Raw genomic sequence first — 14719 nt, forward strand, 5'->3', positions numbered from 1 at the left:
AGACACACGCACCGACGCGCTCATCGACCACACTTTTGACCGCACCGTAGTCAACATTTTCTTAACGTAGTTTCAATGGAGTATCGATGATGGATTCAACCAATTTCAACAGCATTTTCGCGGAGTATAAAAAGGTCGTTGGCCAGTTCAAGCTGCCCGGCATCGACGTGGGCGCACTCCTCGAGTCGCGCCGCAAGGACGTCGAGGCGATCGTCGAAGCCAACACGACCGCGCTGGCAGGCGTGCAGTCGCTCGCTCAGAAGCAGTCGGAGATCCTCCGCACGACGCTGACCGAAGTGCAGTCGCTCGTCAGCCGTGTTGCCCAGTCGGGCGGCCAGCCGGTGGCCAACACGGGTGAAGTGGTGCAGCAGGCGTTGAACAAGGCGCTGGTGGACATGCAGGAACTCGCTGACACCGCATACCGTGCGCAGGCGGACAGCGTCGCCGTGGTCACCAAGCGCGTCGCCGAGCACGTCGAAGAACTGAAAACGCTCCTTCAGCCGAAGAAGTAATGCCGAAGAAGTCATACGACAGCGCCCATGCGGCATGCCGACGCGTCGAATGAAGCGTCCTTTCAGAAGATGATCCGGAAACAAAAAATGCACACGAACCCCGAGTCTCTTTGCAGCATGGAAATCCAGATGATCGATCTGGACGGTCAGACACTGCGTGTCGCAACCTGGCGCGGCAGCGATGCTTCGCCGCCGCTCCTTATCTTCAACGGCATCGGCGCCAACCTCGAACTGGTGGAGCCGTTCGTCACGGCGCTCGAAGACGTGAGCGTCATCATCTTCGACGTGCCCGGCGTCGGCGGCTCGCCCGCGCCGGTCGTGCCGTATCGCTTTTCGACCTTGTCCGTGTTGACGGACAAGTTGCTGACGCGGCTCGGTTACGAGGGGGCCGTCGATGTGCTCGGTGTATCGTGGGGCGGCGCGCTGGCGCAGCAGTTCGCGCATCTGTACCCGGGGCGCTGCCGCAGGTTGATTCTCGCGGCAACCTCGCCCGGCGTCATCATGGTGCCGGGCAAACTGTCGGTATTGTCGAAGCTGATCGGGCCGCGCCGCTATACGGATCCCACCTACCTGCAACAAGTAGGCGCGGAGATCTACGGGGGCGCTTACCGGCGCGATCCGTCGTTGCTGAAGGCGCATAGCCGGCACATTCAGCCACCGCGTGGCCGCGGCTACCTCTATCAACTACTGGCGGCTACGGGCTGGAGCAGTTTGCCGTGGCTCGGTGCGTTGCGCCAGACGACACTGGTCATGCACGGCAACGACGACCCGATTGTGCCGCTCACCAACGCGAAGATTCTCGCAGCCCGTATCCCCGATGCGACGCTCTATGTGATCGACGACGGCCACCTGTTTCTCATCTCGCGCGCGCCTGAAGTCGCACCGGTGGTGCGCAGGTTTCTCCGGCAGGGGGCGAGTTGAGTTTCTTTGCGCGCGATAGCGATAGCGCGCGGCCGGCCATTGCGAATGCACACGAAGACCGCAAGGCAAGTGGCCTGACGCGCATGCGGCGAACGGCGACCTGCCTGCTCGTCTGCATGATTGCGTTGCTGTTCGCGTGTGTTGCCTGGCAGGCTGACCATGCATGGCTTGCGTGGCCGCGTGCGTTTGCGGAGGCCGGCACGGTCGGCGCGATCGCGGACTGGTACGCAGTCGTTGCGCTGTTCCGTCGTCCTTTGGGTCTGCGGATCCCGCATACAGCGATCATTCCGCAAAACCAGCAGCGCATCGCCGAGAGTCTCGGCAAGTTCGTCGAGGAAAATTTTCTGACGCCGGAACTCATCGTCGACAGGCTGAGCGGCCACGATGCCGCCCAGGCGCTTGCCCGGTGGCTCGCGCAGCCGGCGAACAGCCGCGGGGTGGCCGATATCGTTGCGGATGCCGTGGCAGGATTGCTCGATGGAATTGACGAAGCGGATGCGCAGTGGTTTTTCGACCGTCTGGTGATACCGCAGTTGCGCACGCTCGATGTATCCCGCGTAGCCGGCGACGTCATCAAAGTACTGACTGAAAGCGAGCGGCATCAGCCGTGGCTGGTTCGCGGACTCGAAGTGCTGGAGAAATGGCTCACGGCGAACGTCGGCATGATCAAGGCCAAATTCAGCGAGGCCTCGAGATACACGCCCGCGCAGCTTGACACGTATATCGTCAGTAAATTTATCGAAGGCATCGTTGCGCTCCTCCGTGAAGTGGCGGCGAATCCGGATCATGAACTGCGCCACCAGTTCGATGAGGCCCTAGAGGGGCTGAGCGTGCAATTGCAAACATCGGCTGTGCACCGTCGTTTCGGCAAGTCGTTGATGCGCGACTGCATCCGTTATTTCAGGCATGCAGACCACTATCGCGTGCTGCTGGAGCGTTTGCGCATGCGTGTGATCGCCGATCTCAGTCGCGAGCAATCGGCCGTGCGCGACGCCATGACGAGCATGCTGGCTTCGCTCGGCAAGCGGATCGGCCGTGAACCCGCGGTTCAACACAAACTGAACGCATGGTGGCTCGCGCTCGCTCGCGAACTCGTCGTGCGTTATGGGCGCCAGCTCTCCGCGCTGATCACCGAGGTTGTAAAAGGCTGGAACGCAGATGAAGTGAGCCAGAAGATCGAGGCGGAAATCGGCCGTGACCTTCAGTACGTCCGGATCAACGGCACATTCGTGGGCGGCATGGTCGGCGTGCTGATTCACGCCGCCACACTCGTCGTCATGAGGTAAGACGTGCGCTAGCCGGCCGCAACCAGACCCAGTGCCTGCGCGCGCGCAACGGCGTGTGCGCGCTTGTCGACATCCAGTTTCACGAAGACGTTCTTGACATGAGTCTTGACGGTTTCCGGCGCAATCCCCAAGGTGCGCGCGATCTCCTTGTTCGACTGTCCCTGGGCAATCAGCTCGACGATGCTGCGCTCCCGCGCGCTCAACGGCTCGCGCTCCATGTCGCGCCTCGGCGTGACAGGCTCGTACAGCGCGCGCCAGCCGTCTAGCAGGCGATCGATGTAAGCGACGATCTCCTTCGTCTGCGGGGTGGAACGCGTGTCGTCGCGAACCGCCTGCAGAAGCGGCCCGATTTCGGGCCCTTGATCGAGAATCGAGCGGTAGATGCCGCTATTGGCGCTCAGCACCTCGCGAAAGATTTCGACAGCGCGAGGCTGGTTGTTCGCACGCAACCAGACGAGCGCGATCACGGTGCGCAAGCGCAGCGCGAGATAGTCGCCGTGCCGGCTTTCGACGCTTTGCAAAGCGGATGTCAACGCCCCGAGGGCTTCCTCTGTCCGGTTCTGGGCCATCGCCACCCAGGCGACCGCGATCGCGCGGTAGGTTTCGATCTCCGGCGAGACTGCATGCTCCGCGGCGCAATGGGAGTCTGCCAGTTGATCCAGTTGCACGACACATGCCGACGCTTCCGTCACCCTGCCTTCAGCAAGATAGAGCCGCCCGCGCTCGACGAGAACGCCGGCAATCATCCGGTCCCAGCGGCGTGCGTAACCCAGCGTCTGCGCCTGATCGAGCAGCGCGTAGGCCCGCTCGGCGTCGGAACGTGCGATAGCGATCCGGACCAGCACGCGGTAGGCGATCAAGGTGCTATCGAGCAGGACCGCCAGGTCGATCACCGGCATGAGATCGACGAGTAACGCTTCCGCTTCGTCGAGCCGTCCCTGCTCGTACCAGATCTGCGCAATCATGGGCGCGCACAGCGCGGCCGAGATGGATTTCGGACCGGCATGGCGCTCGGCGAGCTGGATCGACTCGGTGAAATAGCGCTCGGCGAGCGCGAAGTGCATCTGCTGCATTTCCGCATGGCCAAGCAGGCATAGCCGGTAGACCGAGGCGAACACATTGCGCTGGTCTTCTTCGAGCGAATAGGGGATCCACGGTGTCGCGTACAGCGCTTTCAGGTTGCCCGCTTTCCAGTGCCCAAAGCGCACAACGTTGGAGACGACGTTGGTGGTCCAACTGTCTGTCGACGGCCGTTCGAGACACGCCTGTGCGATCACAAGCGCGCGCGGCGAGTCGTCCTGAAGCGCTGCCACCACCGAGCGGATCGCCTGGCACTCCCAGCGGATGTTGTCGGCGGCGTCGCTCGAACCGGTACCCGTGTCGCGCTCGATCTCATCGAGTATCGCGAGCGCTTCGTCGAAACGCATCGCCAGCGCCATCCCCCACGCGATCGCGAGCGTGATCGTGACCTGCCCGCGCATCAGATGCGCCGGGAACTGCCGTTGCCAGCCGAGCAGCGTGAGCAGGTCGCCCTTCGTGACGAGTGCCATCGCGCAGTGAGCCATCAGGGAGACGGCGTCTTCCGTATCGCCCGCGGCGATCGCGTGCTTGACCGCGTCTGTCCAGCGCGCCTCTTTGGCGTACCACTGACACGCACGACGATGCAAGTGCACCACCTGATCGGGATGCTGGGTTTCGAGCCGCCGATGCAGGTACTCGCCCATGAGATGGTGATAGCGGAACCAGCGTCCGTCGATATCGAGCGGTTCGAGCAGCAACTGGCGTGCGGAGATCGTATCCAGCATTCCTTGTGCCGCCGCCATGCCGGTCACCGCTTCGCATAGCGATGCCGTCAGGCGGTCGAGTATCGACGTGCGCTGCATGAACTCGACCATCTCGGCCGGCAAACGCTTGAGCATGTCTTCAAGGTAAGCGGCGAACGGCCGGGAGGCGCCGGACGGCGCGCTCACGTCCCAATCCGGTTTGCCTTCGTCACGCGATAGCACCGAGGTAGAAATGCGCAGCGCCGCCGCCCAGCCTTCCGTGCTCGCGAACAGCGACTTGACGCGGGCAGCGCGCAACTCGCCTGGGCATTCATGTTCGACAAAGCTGCGCGTTTCGTCGAAGTTGAAACGCAGTGTCGACGCGTCGATTTCCAGCAGGTCGTTGCCCGCTCTCAGGTTGGCGAGCGGCAGCGGCGGATCGGTACGCGTGCAGACCACGACATGCACGTTCGACGGTGCATTCACGATGAAGTACGACATGGCCTCGTGAATGGCGGGCAGGCTGATCAGGTGATAGTCGTCGACGAACAGATAGACCTCGTCGTCGACGTCGACGAGTTCGTTGATCAGCGTCGACACGACTGAGTGCGCCGGCACGAGTGACGCCTCGGTTGTCAGGCTGACCGCGGACACGCCGACGCTTGCGCAGGCGTTGCGCAATGCCTGCGCCAGATGATGGAAGAAGCACGCGGGCTCGTCGTCTTCCATGTCGAGCGACAGCCACGCGACATAGGCGCCGCTTGCACTCAGCCCGTTGAGCCACGTGAGCGCAAGCGATGTCTTGCCAAAACCAGCGGGCGCCTTGATGACCGTGAGCCGTTTGTATTCCGCCTTGCCGGCGAGAGAGACGAGGCGCGGCCGATCTATCAATCCGGTGGGCAGGCGCGGCGGAAACACCTTGGTTGCGAGAAAGAGAGGCGGCCTGATCGGGGACGGCGCTTCTATCACGTGCATTAATTGCTCCGGGCGTTCGGGTTGACCCTGGCTGCCATTCCCCCTCCATGCAATCGCGTTCCCCTGTAAGGGGGATGTTGCATAGCGTCGCGCCGGGACACCATGGATTCCATAGAAATCATACGCCCAACCACCTCGAAGGAGGAGACATGTCAACCGCAACGAATCACATTGCAGCGCACAAACTCGGTCCGCTCGGCGCACAGCCCGAACTCTCCGAGATGAACCAGATGGTCCAACAGAGCGTGCATCGCTACGCAGAAGAAGTCATGCGTCCGATCGGCGTCAAGCTCGATCGCATGACGCCCGAGGAGGTGATCGCCAAGGGCTCGCCCTATTGGGAAGCGCGCGAGAAGTTTGTCGGGCTGGGTTTCGGTGTCGACGGACTGCTTGAGCTCGAACCCGCCGAACGGGCGACGACGATGAGCATCCTGTTCGAAGAACTCGGCTGGGGCGATTCGGGACTCGCGATCACCTACGGCGCAGGCTTGCTGCCCGCACTGATGAGCGCGGTGTCCGGCAACCCGTTCTGCCGCGCGCTCGCACCGGACGAGAAGCTCGGCTGCTGGGCCATCACGGAACCCGATCACGGCTCCGACATGCTCGATGCGAACGGCATGATCTTTCATCCGCAGGGCTCATACGGCCGCCCTAACTGCGTGGCGACGCTGCGCGGCGACGAGGTGATCATCAACGGGCAGAAGTCGGCGTGGGTGTCGAACGGTATCGCCGCCGACGTCTGCATTCTCTATTGCGCGGCGGACAACGGCAACGGCGCCGACACGAAACGCGGCGCGGTAGTGATCGTGCCGCTCGACGCCAAAGGTGTCTCGCGCGGCAAGCCGCTCGACAAGATCGGCCAGCGCGCGCTCAACCAGGGCGAACTGTTCTTCGAGAACGTCACGTTGTCGAAGGAGCACCTTCTCGCCGGCCCCGACCAGTACGTCGACGCGGTCTACGCGATCCACACGTTCGCCAACGCGATCATGGCCAACGTGTTTGCCGGCACCGCGCGCGCCGCGTTCGAACTCGCGCTCGCTTATGCGCATGAACGCAAGCAGGGTGGTTTGCCGATCATCCGCCATCAGTCGGTCGCGTCGCGGCTCTTTCATATGTTCCGCAAGGTCGAGGCCGCCCGCGCGCTCGCGCAGCGTGTCGTGCACTACAACTTCACCGCGGCGCAACCTTCGCTGCACGCGGCAATGACGGCGAAGGTCACCGCGACGCAGACCGCGTTCGAAGTCGCCAACGACGCGCTGCAGATCTTCTGCGGCAACGGGCTCACCCGCGAGTATCCGATCGAAAAGATCTGGCGCGACGCACGCGCGTCGATGATCGAAGACGGCTGCAACGAAGTGCTGGCGATCAAGGGTGGCTACTACCTGATCGATCCCGAGCTGCTTTGAACGGCACGGCGCGTCCACGCAATCCGATGACAACCTGAAGGAGACGACGAAATGGCAACGACATACGAAGTGGTCCTCTATGGGGCGAGTGGCTACACGGGCAAGCTCACGGCATGGAAGCTCGCCGAGCGCGGCATTCCGTTCATTGCCGCCGGGCGCAGCAAGGAGCGGCTGGAAGAAGAGCTCGCGAAGGTACCCGAACTCGCCGGACACGACTATCAGTGCGTGGCGGTTCAGCATGAAACAGGCGCGCTCACCGAATTCTTCAAAGGCAAGAAGGTGGTGATCAATATCGTCGGGCCGTTCATGCAGCTCGGGCGCCCGGTGGTCGAAGCGAGTCTCGCGGCCGGTTGCAACTACTTTGACACCACCGGCGAAACCGACTGGATGTCGCTGCTGAAGCGCACGTATGGCGAAGCCTTCGCGGCCCGCGGTCTGGCTCTGTGCCCCGGCAATTCGTACATGTGGGCCGAAGGCAATCTCGCGGCGGAGATCGCGTTGGAAACCCCGGGCATCGATACGCTCGACGTGCTCTATCTCGGCGACTCGGAAGTGAGCGTCGCGTCGACGATGTCGTTTCTGCGGATGTGCACGCAGCCGCAGTTCTACCTGCGCAACAAGCAACTGGTGCAGTGGCCATGGGCCACGCCGTATCAGGTTCATGTGCCGGGTGAGCACATGTTGCTGAATGCGTTGCCATGGAGCGGTGGCGGCGAGCCGGTCTGGTACCAGGACGACCCGCGCGTGCGCAACTGCCAGACGCTCGTGTCGTTCAGAAATCAGGAGCGCTTTCTCGCGGTGGTCGGCCTGCTGAAGAAGTTCGAGGAAGAGTGCCGCCACCTCGATCCCGCCAAACAGGAAGAGGTCACCAATGAGTGGGGCAAGGCCGTGACGCAGGTCGAGCCCCCGCGCGAAAACCCGGACGTGAATCGCTGCACGTTGTCGTGCCAGGGGCGCGGCAATACGAATTCCGTCAGCGTGATTCTGCGTGGCAATTCGCCCTATGCGCAAACCGGCGTACTCGGTGCGGAGGCAGCGCGACGCGTGCTGCGCGGGCAATTGCACGCAGTCGGTTTCGTTTCGCCGGCGCAGGCGTTCGGCGCGCGCAATCTGGTCGCCGCGCAGGCCGAGGAAGGTTACCTCGCCTATGAGGTCAAGAGCGTTTGACGACGAATCGGACGGCTCGCGCCGGCGACTTGTGGCTTATGACGCGCGGCGCGCGCCTCCTCGCGATGGAGAATCGATATGGGTAACGAAGTGTATATCGCGGGCGTCGGCATGACGCCCTTCGGCAAGCATCTGGAAACCAGCGTGAAGCAGCTCACGCGCGCGGCAGTGGAAGACGCGCTCGCGGACGCAGGCTGTGACAAGGCGCAGTTGCAGGGCGCGTTTTTCGGCAACTCCACGCAGGGGCACATGGAAGGCCAGCACATGATTCGCGGCCAGCTTGCGCTGCGGGCGATGGGCATCGACAAGGTCGCGGTGATCAACGTCGAGAACGCCTGCGCGAGCGCCAGCACCGCGTTTCACCTCGCGGTGAACTACGTGAAAGCCGGTGCTGCCGACATCGTGCTCGCGGTGGGCGCCGAGAAGATGTTCTCCACGGACAAGGCGCGCACCTTCAGCGCCTTCGACGGTGCGTGGGACGTGCATGACACCGAGAACGGCAAGCGTCGGCTGCTCGAGATGGGCGAGGGCATCGAGCCGCCGGCGGGCAGCGTCTCGACGAAACCGTACAGCGTGTTCATGGATATCTACGCGTCGATGGGCCGGATGCACATGCGCGAATACGGCACGACCCAGCGGCAGTTCGCCGCCGTGTCGGCCAAGAACCACGGACATTCGGTTCACAACCCGCTCGCGCAGTACCGGCAGGCTTATTCGATCGACGAGATTCTCGGCGCACCGCCGATCACCTATCCGCTCACCCTCCCGATGTGTTCGCCCGTCAGCGATGGCGCGGCCGCGGCGATCGTGTGCAGCGAGGCCGGCCTCGCGCTGTTAGGTGGGCGGCGCTCGCGCGCCATTCGTGTGCTGGCGTCCGTGCTGCAAACGGGCAGTGACCGGCCGGCCACGGCACTCGACCGGCATCTGGTCCGGCAGGGCTCGTTGCGCGCGTATGAGCAGGCGGGCGTCGCGCCGCAGGATGTCTCGGTTGCCGAGGTCCACGACGCGACGGCGATCGGCGAAATCATCCAGTCCGAAGTGCTCGGATTGTGCGAGCCGGGCATGGGCGGGGTGGTCGCGGAACGAGGCGAGACGACGATAGGCGGGCGGATTCCGATCAATCCGTCGGGCGGCCTCGAATCGAAGGGGCATCCGATCGGTGCGACAGGACTCGGCCAGATTTATGAACTGGTGACCCAGTTACGCGGTGAGACGGGCGCCCGCCAGGTCGAGGGCGCGCGCATCGCGATCGCGGAGAACGGCGGTGGACTGTGCGGCGTGGAAGAGGCCGTTGCCAGCATCACGATTCTCGGACGCTGAGGCTGCATCGTGAAAACGCGCGTGAAGCCGCACGTGAAGCCGCACGTGAAGCCGCGACAGATTTCGCGCACGCGCAAGACCGAACCGCATCTGCAAGGAGAGAGGGCGTCATGAGCACCACACCCGAAACCACGTTGGCCGCGTTGCTCGCCAACCGCGTCGAAACCATGCCGGATCTCGACGTGCTGACCGTCGAAGGCGCCGGCGTGCGGCGCGACGAGGTGCGCACATACCGGCAACTGTGGGAAAACGGCCAGCGGCTCGCGCAGGTGTTGATCGATCAGGGCCTGCAACCCGGCGAGCACTTCGCGCTGCTGATGGCCAATCACACGGAGTTTATCGACGCGATGGTCGCGGCGTCGATTTCGGGCACGGTGTTCGTGCCGATCGATCCGCGCGCACGCGGCGAGAAGCTCGCGTTCATGCTCGACAGCCCAGGCTGCCGCGGCATTATCGCCGCTGACTATGCGCTCGACAACCTGCTTGCCGTGCGTGCTTCGCTCCCCAAACTGTCTTGGGTGATCGGCCTGGAAACCGACGAAGGCGCGAAGCCGCTTGCCGATTTCCCGGGCGTGTCGTCATACCGCGCGTTGCTGCCGGAGCAGGTGCCCGAATTGCCGATCGTGGCCCGCGATCCCGACAGCGCGATGCAGTTGATCTTCACGTCCGGCACCACGGGCGATCCGAAGGGCATCGTCATGACGCACCGCCGCTATTGCGACACCTCGGCGGCGGTGTCGGCGCTGTTCGGCTACGTGCCCGGCGACCGGCCGTATTCGGGACTGTCGCTAACGCATGCCAACGCACAGATCGTGACATTGGGCGCCTCGCTCACCGCCGGCATGCGCGCCGTGCTGTCGCGCCGCTTCACGAAGTCGCGTCTGTGGGACATCACCCGCAAGTACCGCTGTACGACGTTCACGCTGCTCGGTGGCATGACCACGGCGGTCTACAGCGAGCCGAACAAACCCGATGACGCGGACAACCCCGTGCGCTTCGTGATATCCGCGGGGATGCCCGCGGCGATCTGGAAGGCCTTCGAACAGCGCTTCGGCGTGCAGATCGTCGAGTTCTACGGCGCGGCAGAAGGCGGGATCACGGTCAAGCCGCTCGGGGTCGGCCCGGTGGGCAGTATCGGCAAGCCGGCGCCGATTCTCAGGCACCGCATTGTCGACGACGACGGCAACGACTGCGCGCCCGGCGTGCCCGGCGAACTGCTGTTCCGTCCGGCGGACGGCTCGCCGTTCAAGGTCGAATACTTCGGCAATCCGGAAGCGTCGGCGAAAAAGTGCAGGGACGGCTGGCTGTATATGGGCGACGTCGTACGCGAAGACGAGAACGGTTGGCTCTTCTTCGAATACCGCAAAGGCGGTGGCATTCGCCACAACGGCGAGTTCATCAATCCGGCGCCGATCGAGAAAGTAATCGCCGAATCCGGTCTTGTCGAAGACGTCTACGTGTACGGCGTGAAGGCCGCGTCGGGCGCGCCCGGCGAGAAGGATGTGGTCGCGGCCGTGGTGCTCAAGGACGCGGCCCGTTTCGACCCGCAGCAGATATTCCGCGCATGCCGCGCGAAGCTGGAAGCGAGTTCGGTCATCTCCTGGCTGCAGGTGGTGCCCGAGATACCGAAGACAGCGTCGGAAAAACCGCTTGAACGCTATCTGGTCGACATGTTTGACAGCCAGCGTAACAGCGTGTTTGCCGAGACGCCGTGACCGTGTGACGGTGCGCGGCAAACCCTAAGCAATTTTCAAATGGAGTAGGCAATGAAAGTACTTGTTCCTGTCAAACGCGTCGTCGACGCGAATGTGAGGGTCCGCGTAAAGGCCGACGGCAGCGCTGTCGACATCGCCAACGTGAAGCTCTCGATGAACCCATTCGACGAAATCAGCGTTGAAGAGGCCGTGCGCCTCAAGGAAGCCGGCGTCGTGAGCGAAGTGATCGCGGTTTCGTGTGGCGTACAGGCATGCCAGGAAACGCTGCGCACCGCGCTGGCGACGGGCGCCGATCGCGCCATCCTCGTCGACACGGACGTGGAGTTGCAGCCGCTCGCGGTCGCGAAGTTGCTGAAGGCGCTGGTGGATAAGGAGCAGCCGCAACTGGTGCTGCTCGGCAAGCAGGCGATCGACGACGACTCGAACCAGGTCGGCCAGATGCTCGCGGCTTTGCTCGGCTGGCCGCAGGCGACATTCGCCTCGAAGGTCGCGATCGAAGCGGGTAAGGCTACGGTCACGCGCGAGATCGACGGCGGCCTCGAAACGATCGAAGTCGATCTGCCGGCGGTCATTACCGCCGATCTCCGCCTGAACACCCCGCGCTACGCCACGCTGCCCAACATCATGAAGGCGAAGAAGAAGCCGCTCGATGTGCTGACGCCGGACGCGCTCGGTGTCGACGTCAAGCCGCGGCTCACCACGCTCGGGCTCGCGGAGCCCGCCAAACGCGAGGCAGGCATTCGCGTCGCCGATGCAGCCGAACTGGTCGACAAGCTGCATAACGTCGCCCACGTTATCTAACACAAGGGGAGAAAAATGCCCGTACTCGTTATTGCTGAGCACGACAATCAGGCGCTCAAGACAGCGACCCTGAATGCCGTTACCGCCGCCGCCCGACTCGGCGACGACATTCATGTTCTCGTGGCCGGCTCGCAAAGCGCGGCAGTCGCCGAACAGGCGGCCCGCATTGCCGGCGTCACCCGAGTTCGTTTCGCCGACGCCGCGCATTACGGCCATGCGCTGGCCGAGAATCTGGCGGCGCTCGTCGTGAAGATCGCCGCTGACTATAGCCACGTGATCGCACCTGCTACCACGACCGCGAAGAACGTGATGCCGCGCGTGGCCGCGTTGCTCGACGTGGCGCAGATCTCTGAGATCAGTGCGGTCGAATCCGCCGATACGTTCGTACGCCCCATTTACGCGGGCAACGTGCTGGCAAAGGTGCGAAGCGCCGACCCGATCAAGGTGATTACCGTTCGCACGACGGCCTTCGCCGCCGCGCCCGCCGAAGGGGGCACCGCCGCGATCGAAGCGTTGGAGCCGGCCGCCGAGGTGCCAGGCTCGCGCTTCGTAAGTCATCAACTCACCCGTTCGGAACGCCCGGAACTGACGTCCGCGCAACGCGTGATCTCCGGCGGCCGCGGCATGGGTTCCGGCGAAAACTTCGCGTTGATCGATGACATTGCCAACAAGCTCAACGCGGCGGTCGGCGCATCGCGCGCCGCGGTCGATGCCGGTTTCGCGCCCAACGATTATCAGGTGGGTCAGACCGGCAAGGTCATCGCCCCGCAGTTGTATATCGCGGTCGGCATCTCCGGCGCGATCCAGCATCTGGCCGGGATGAAGGACTCGAAGGTGATCGTCGCGATCAATAAGGACGAGGAGGCGCCGATCTTTCAGGTCGCCGACTACTGGATCGTGGGCGACCTCTTCAAGGTGTTGCCGGAGTTGTCCCGCGAACTGGACAAATTGCAACAGGGTTAATGCGGGAGTACATGATGAGCATTTATATTGCGCCGCTGCGCGACATGCGTTTCGTGATGACGGAACTGGCGGAGCTCGGCGAGTTGTCTTCGCTGCCGGGCTACGAGGAGGCGACTCCGGAACTCGCCGAGGCGGTACTCGAGGAGGCCGCAAGGCTTGCGACTGAAGTGCTTGCGCCGCTCAACAAGCCGGGCGACGAACAGGGGGCGCGACTGACGCCTGATGGCGTGGTGGCTGCCGACGGTTTCTCGGCTGCCTACGGGCAGTTCGTTGCCGGCGGTTGGAGCGGCCTGAGCGGCGACCCCGAGTTCGGTGGCCAGGGGCTGCCCGAACTCCTGCAGGCAGCGACCGTGGAGATGTGGAACTCGTCCAACATGGCGTTCGCGCTGTGTCCGCTGTTGACCGCCGGCGCCACCGAGGCGTTGCGGCAGCATGGTTCCGATGAGTTGAAAGCACGCTATCTGCCGAAGATGGTCAGCGGCGAGTGGACCGGCACGATGAACCTGACCGAGCCGCAAGCCGGTTCGGACCTCGCCGCCGTGCGCTCCAAGGCCGTACCTGACGGGGATCACTATCGCCTCTCCGGCCAGAAGATCTTCATCACGTGGGGCGATCACGACATGACGGATAACGTGATTCACCTCGTGCTGGCGCGCACGCCCGACGCGCCCGAAGGCGTGCGCGGTATCTCGCTGTTCCTCGTGCCGAAATTTCTCCTCAACGCCGATGGATCGCCGGGCTCGCGCAACGACGTGCACTGCGTGTCCCTCGAACACAAACTCGGCATTCACGCGAGTCCGACTTGCGTGATGAGCTTCGGCGATCAGGGCGGGGCGATCGGTTATCTGGTGGGGCAGGAGAACAAAGGCCTTGCGCATATGTTCACGATGATGAACGAGGCGCGGCAGAAGGTGGGTATCCAGGGACTCGCGATCGCGGAACGCGCTTATCAGCAGGCCCGTGAATACGCGAAGGAACGCGTCCAGGGACGGCTCGCATCGAGCAAATCAGGTGGCGCCGTGGCCATCATCCATCACCCGGATGTGCGGCGCATGTTGATGACGATGAAGTCCCAGATCGAAGCGATGCGTGCCTTCGCGTACGTGATGGCCGCGGACATGGACCGCGCGCACCGTGACCCGGACGCCGGTGAGCGCGCACGTCGCCAGGTGCGTGTCGATCTTCTGATCCCCGTGTTGAAGGCGTGGTGCACGGAGCTGGGCGTCGAGATCGCGTCGACGGGCGTGCAGGTGCACGGCGGGATGGGTTACATCGAAGAGACGGGCGCATGCCAGTTTCTGCGCGACGCACGGATCGCGCCGATCTACGAGGGCACCACAGGCATTCAGGCTGCGGACCTTGCCGGTCGCAAGCTCGCGTCAGATCAGGGCGCGGGGATGGCTGAGCTCGTTGCGGAGATACGTGAGGCCGCGCTGGAGCTCACGCGCAGCACGGATACGCAAGTGGCCTCCGCGGGCGCGGCGCTCGCTGCCGGTGTGCAGGCGCTTGAAGATGCCACCGCATGGATGCTGCAAGCATTGGCGACTCAGCCCGATGCCGCGCTTGTCAGTTCCGTCGACTATCTGATGCTCACCGGCTACGTGTGCGGCGGCTGGCAGATGGGGCGCGCAGCGCTCGTTGCGTCAGAAAAAAGCGCAGCGAATGAAGACCCGGACTTTCATCACACCAAGCTCGCCACTGCGCGCTTCTACGCCGACAAGATCTTGCCCAAAGCGAATGCGCTTCTGGAAGCGATCCGCAGCGGGGCATCGGGCGGGTCGAGCCTCCCAATCGAGCAGTTCTGAGCGGCGATGCAAGAGGTGCTGCAAGAACAGGCGTCGATACAAAATTATTGATATGTAATGCGAAATAAAGTGGAGGGGATATGTT

At 63.5% G+C, this 14719-nt stretch carries 11 protein-coding genes; 10 read left to right on the forward strand and 1 reads right to left on the reverse strand.

Features of this window, described 5'->3' with window-relative positions; translation table 11 throughout:
* Window positions 1–89 precede the first annotated feature (89 nt).
* From M0D64_RS11600 to M0D64_RS11610, 3 genes are all read left to right on the forward strand, one after another.
* Complete coding sequence (locus tag M0D64_RS11600) at window positions 90–512, forward strand: phasin family protein (protein WP_266257818.1); 423 nt, start codon at window positions 90–92, stop codon at window positions 510–512.
* Window positions 513–599: 87 nt separating this feature from the next.
* Window positions 600–1433 carry a poly(3-hydroxyalkanoate) depolymerase gene (gene phaZ / locus M0D64_RS11605; RefSeq protein ID WP_266257789.1) on the forward strand — a complete coding sequence of 278 codons (834 nt, stop codon included), beginning with the start codon at window positions 600–602 and terminating at the stop codon, window positions 1431–1433.
* Entirely contained in the window at window positions 1430–2719 is a 1290-nt protein-coding gene (locus M0D64_RS11610) for a DUF445 domain-containing protein (RefSeq protein WP_266257790.1), read from the forward strand. Before phaZ ends, M0D64_RS11610 begins: the two co-directional genes overlap by 4 nt.
* 8 nt (window positions 2720–2727) lie before the next feature.
* On the opposite strand, the gene M0D64_RS11615 is transcribed toward M0D64_RS11610, so the two are convergent.
* A complete protein-coding gene (locus M0D64_RS11615) occupies window positions 2728–5457 on the reverse strand; it encodes a LuxR C-terminal-related transcriptional regulator (protein WP_266257791.1) in 2730 nt (909 codons plus the stop codon).
* Window positions 5458–5606: 149 nt separating this feature from the next.
* Between M0D64_RS11615 and M0D64_RS11620 the strand changes: the two genes are divergently transcribed.
* The 7 genes from M0D64_RS11620 (at window position 5607) to M0D64_RS11650 (ending at window position 14634) form a co-directional block, all read left to right on the forward strand.
* Complete coding sequence (locus tag M0D64_RS11620; RefSeq protein WP_266257792.1) at window positions 5607–6863, forward strand: acyl-CoA dehydrogenase family protein; 1257 nt, start codon at window positions 5607–5609, stop codon at window positions 6861–6863.
* A 51-nt stretch (window positions 6864–6914) separates the two neighbouring features.
* Window positions 6915–8030: a trans-acting enoyl reductase family protein gene (locus tag M0D64_RS11625; RefSeq protein ID WP_266257793.1), complete on the forward strand. Its 1116-nt coding sequence runs from the start codon at window positions 6915–6917 to the stop codon at window positions 8028–8030.
* A 78-nt stretch (window positions 8031–8108) separates the two neighbouring features.
* Window positions 8109–9350 carry a thiolase family protein gene (locus M0D64_RS11630; protein WP_266257794.1) on the forward strand — a complete coding sequence of 414 codons (1242 nt, stop codon included), beginning with the start codon at window positions 8109–8111 and terminating at the stop codon, window positions 9348–9350.
* Window positions 9351–9460: 110 nt separating this feature from the next.
* A complete protein-coding gene (locus tag M0D64_RS11635; protein WP_266257795.1) occupies window positions 9461–11065 on the forward strand; it encodes an AMP-binding protein in 1605 nt (534 codons plus the stop codon).
* Between the two features lie 51 nt (window positions 11066–11116).
* Entirely contained in the window at window positions 11117–11866 is a 750-nt protein-coding gene (locus M0D64_RS11640) for an electron transfer flavoprotein subunit beta/FixA family protein (RefSeq protein ID WP_266257796.1), read from the forward strand.
* Window positions 11867–11881: 15 nt separating this feature from the next.
* Window positions 11882–12829: an electron transfer flavoprotein subunit alpha/FixB family protein gene (locus M0D64_RS11645; RefSeq protein WP_266257797.1), complete on the forward strand. Its 948-nt coding sequence runs from the start codon at window positions 11882–11884 to the stop codon at window positions 12827–12829.
* Between the two features lie 14 nt (window positions 12830–12843).
* Window positions 12844–14634, forward strand: a complete 1791-nt coding sequence (locus M0D64_RS11650; protein WP_266257798.1) for an acyl-CoA dehydrogenase C-terminal domain-containing protein — start codon at window positions 12844–12846, stop codon at window positions 14632–14634.
* The last annotated feature ends 85 nt before the right edge of the window (window positions 14635–14719 follow it).

It is taken from the genome of Paraburkholderia sp. WS6 (assembly GCF_030464835.1).
Taxonomy (GTDB): domain Bacteria; phylum Pseudomonadota; class Gammaproteobacteria; order Burkholderiales; family Burkholderiaceae; genus Paraburkholderia; species Paraburkholderia madseniana.

Excerpts from the sequence above, each read along its gene's own strand:
- M0D64_RS11600 (WP_266257818.1), top strand. The coding sequence starts at position 90 with ATGGATTCAACCAATTTCAACAGCATTTTCGCGGAGTATAAAAAGGTC.
- phaZ (WP_266257789.1), top strand. The coding sequence starts at position 600 with ATGCACACGAACCCCGAGTCTCTTTGCAGCATGGAAATCCAGATGATC.
- M0D64_RS11615 (WP_266257791.1), bottom strand. The coding sequence starts at position 5,457 with ATGCACGTGATAGAAGCGCCGTCCCCGATCAGGCCGCCTCTCTTTCTC.
- M0D64_RS11620 (WP_266257792.1), top strand. The coding sequence starts at position 5,607 with ATGTCAACCGCAACGAATCACATTGCAGCGCACAAACTCGGTCCGCTC.
- M0D64_RS11625 (WP_266257793.1), top strand. The coding sequence starts at position 6,915 with ATGGCAACGACATACGAAGTGGTCCTCTATGGGGCGAGTGGCTACACG.
- M0D64_RS11630 (WP_266257794.1), top strand. The coding sequence starts at position 8,109 with ATGGGTAACGAAGTGTATATCGCGGGCGTCGGCATGACGCCCTTCGGC.
- M0D64_RS11635 (WP_266257795.1), top strand. The coding sequence starts at position 9,461 with ATGAGCACCACACCCGAAACCACGTTGGCCGCGTTGCTCGCCAACCGC.
- M0D64_RS11640 (WP_266257796.1), top strand. The coding sequence starts at position 11,117 with ATGAAAGTACTTGTTCCTGTCAAACGCGTCGTCGACGCGAATGTGAGG.
- M0D64_RS11645 (WP_266257797.1), top strand. The coding sequence starts at position 11,882 with ATGCCCGTACTCGTTATTGCTGAGCACGACAATCAGGCGCTCAAGACA.
- M0D64_RS11650 (WP_266257798.1), top strand. The coding sequence starts at position 12,844 with ATGAGCATTTATATTGCGCCGCTGCGCGACATGCGTTTCGTGATGACG.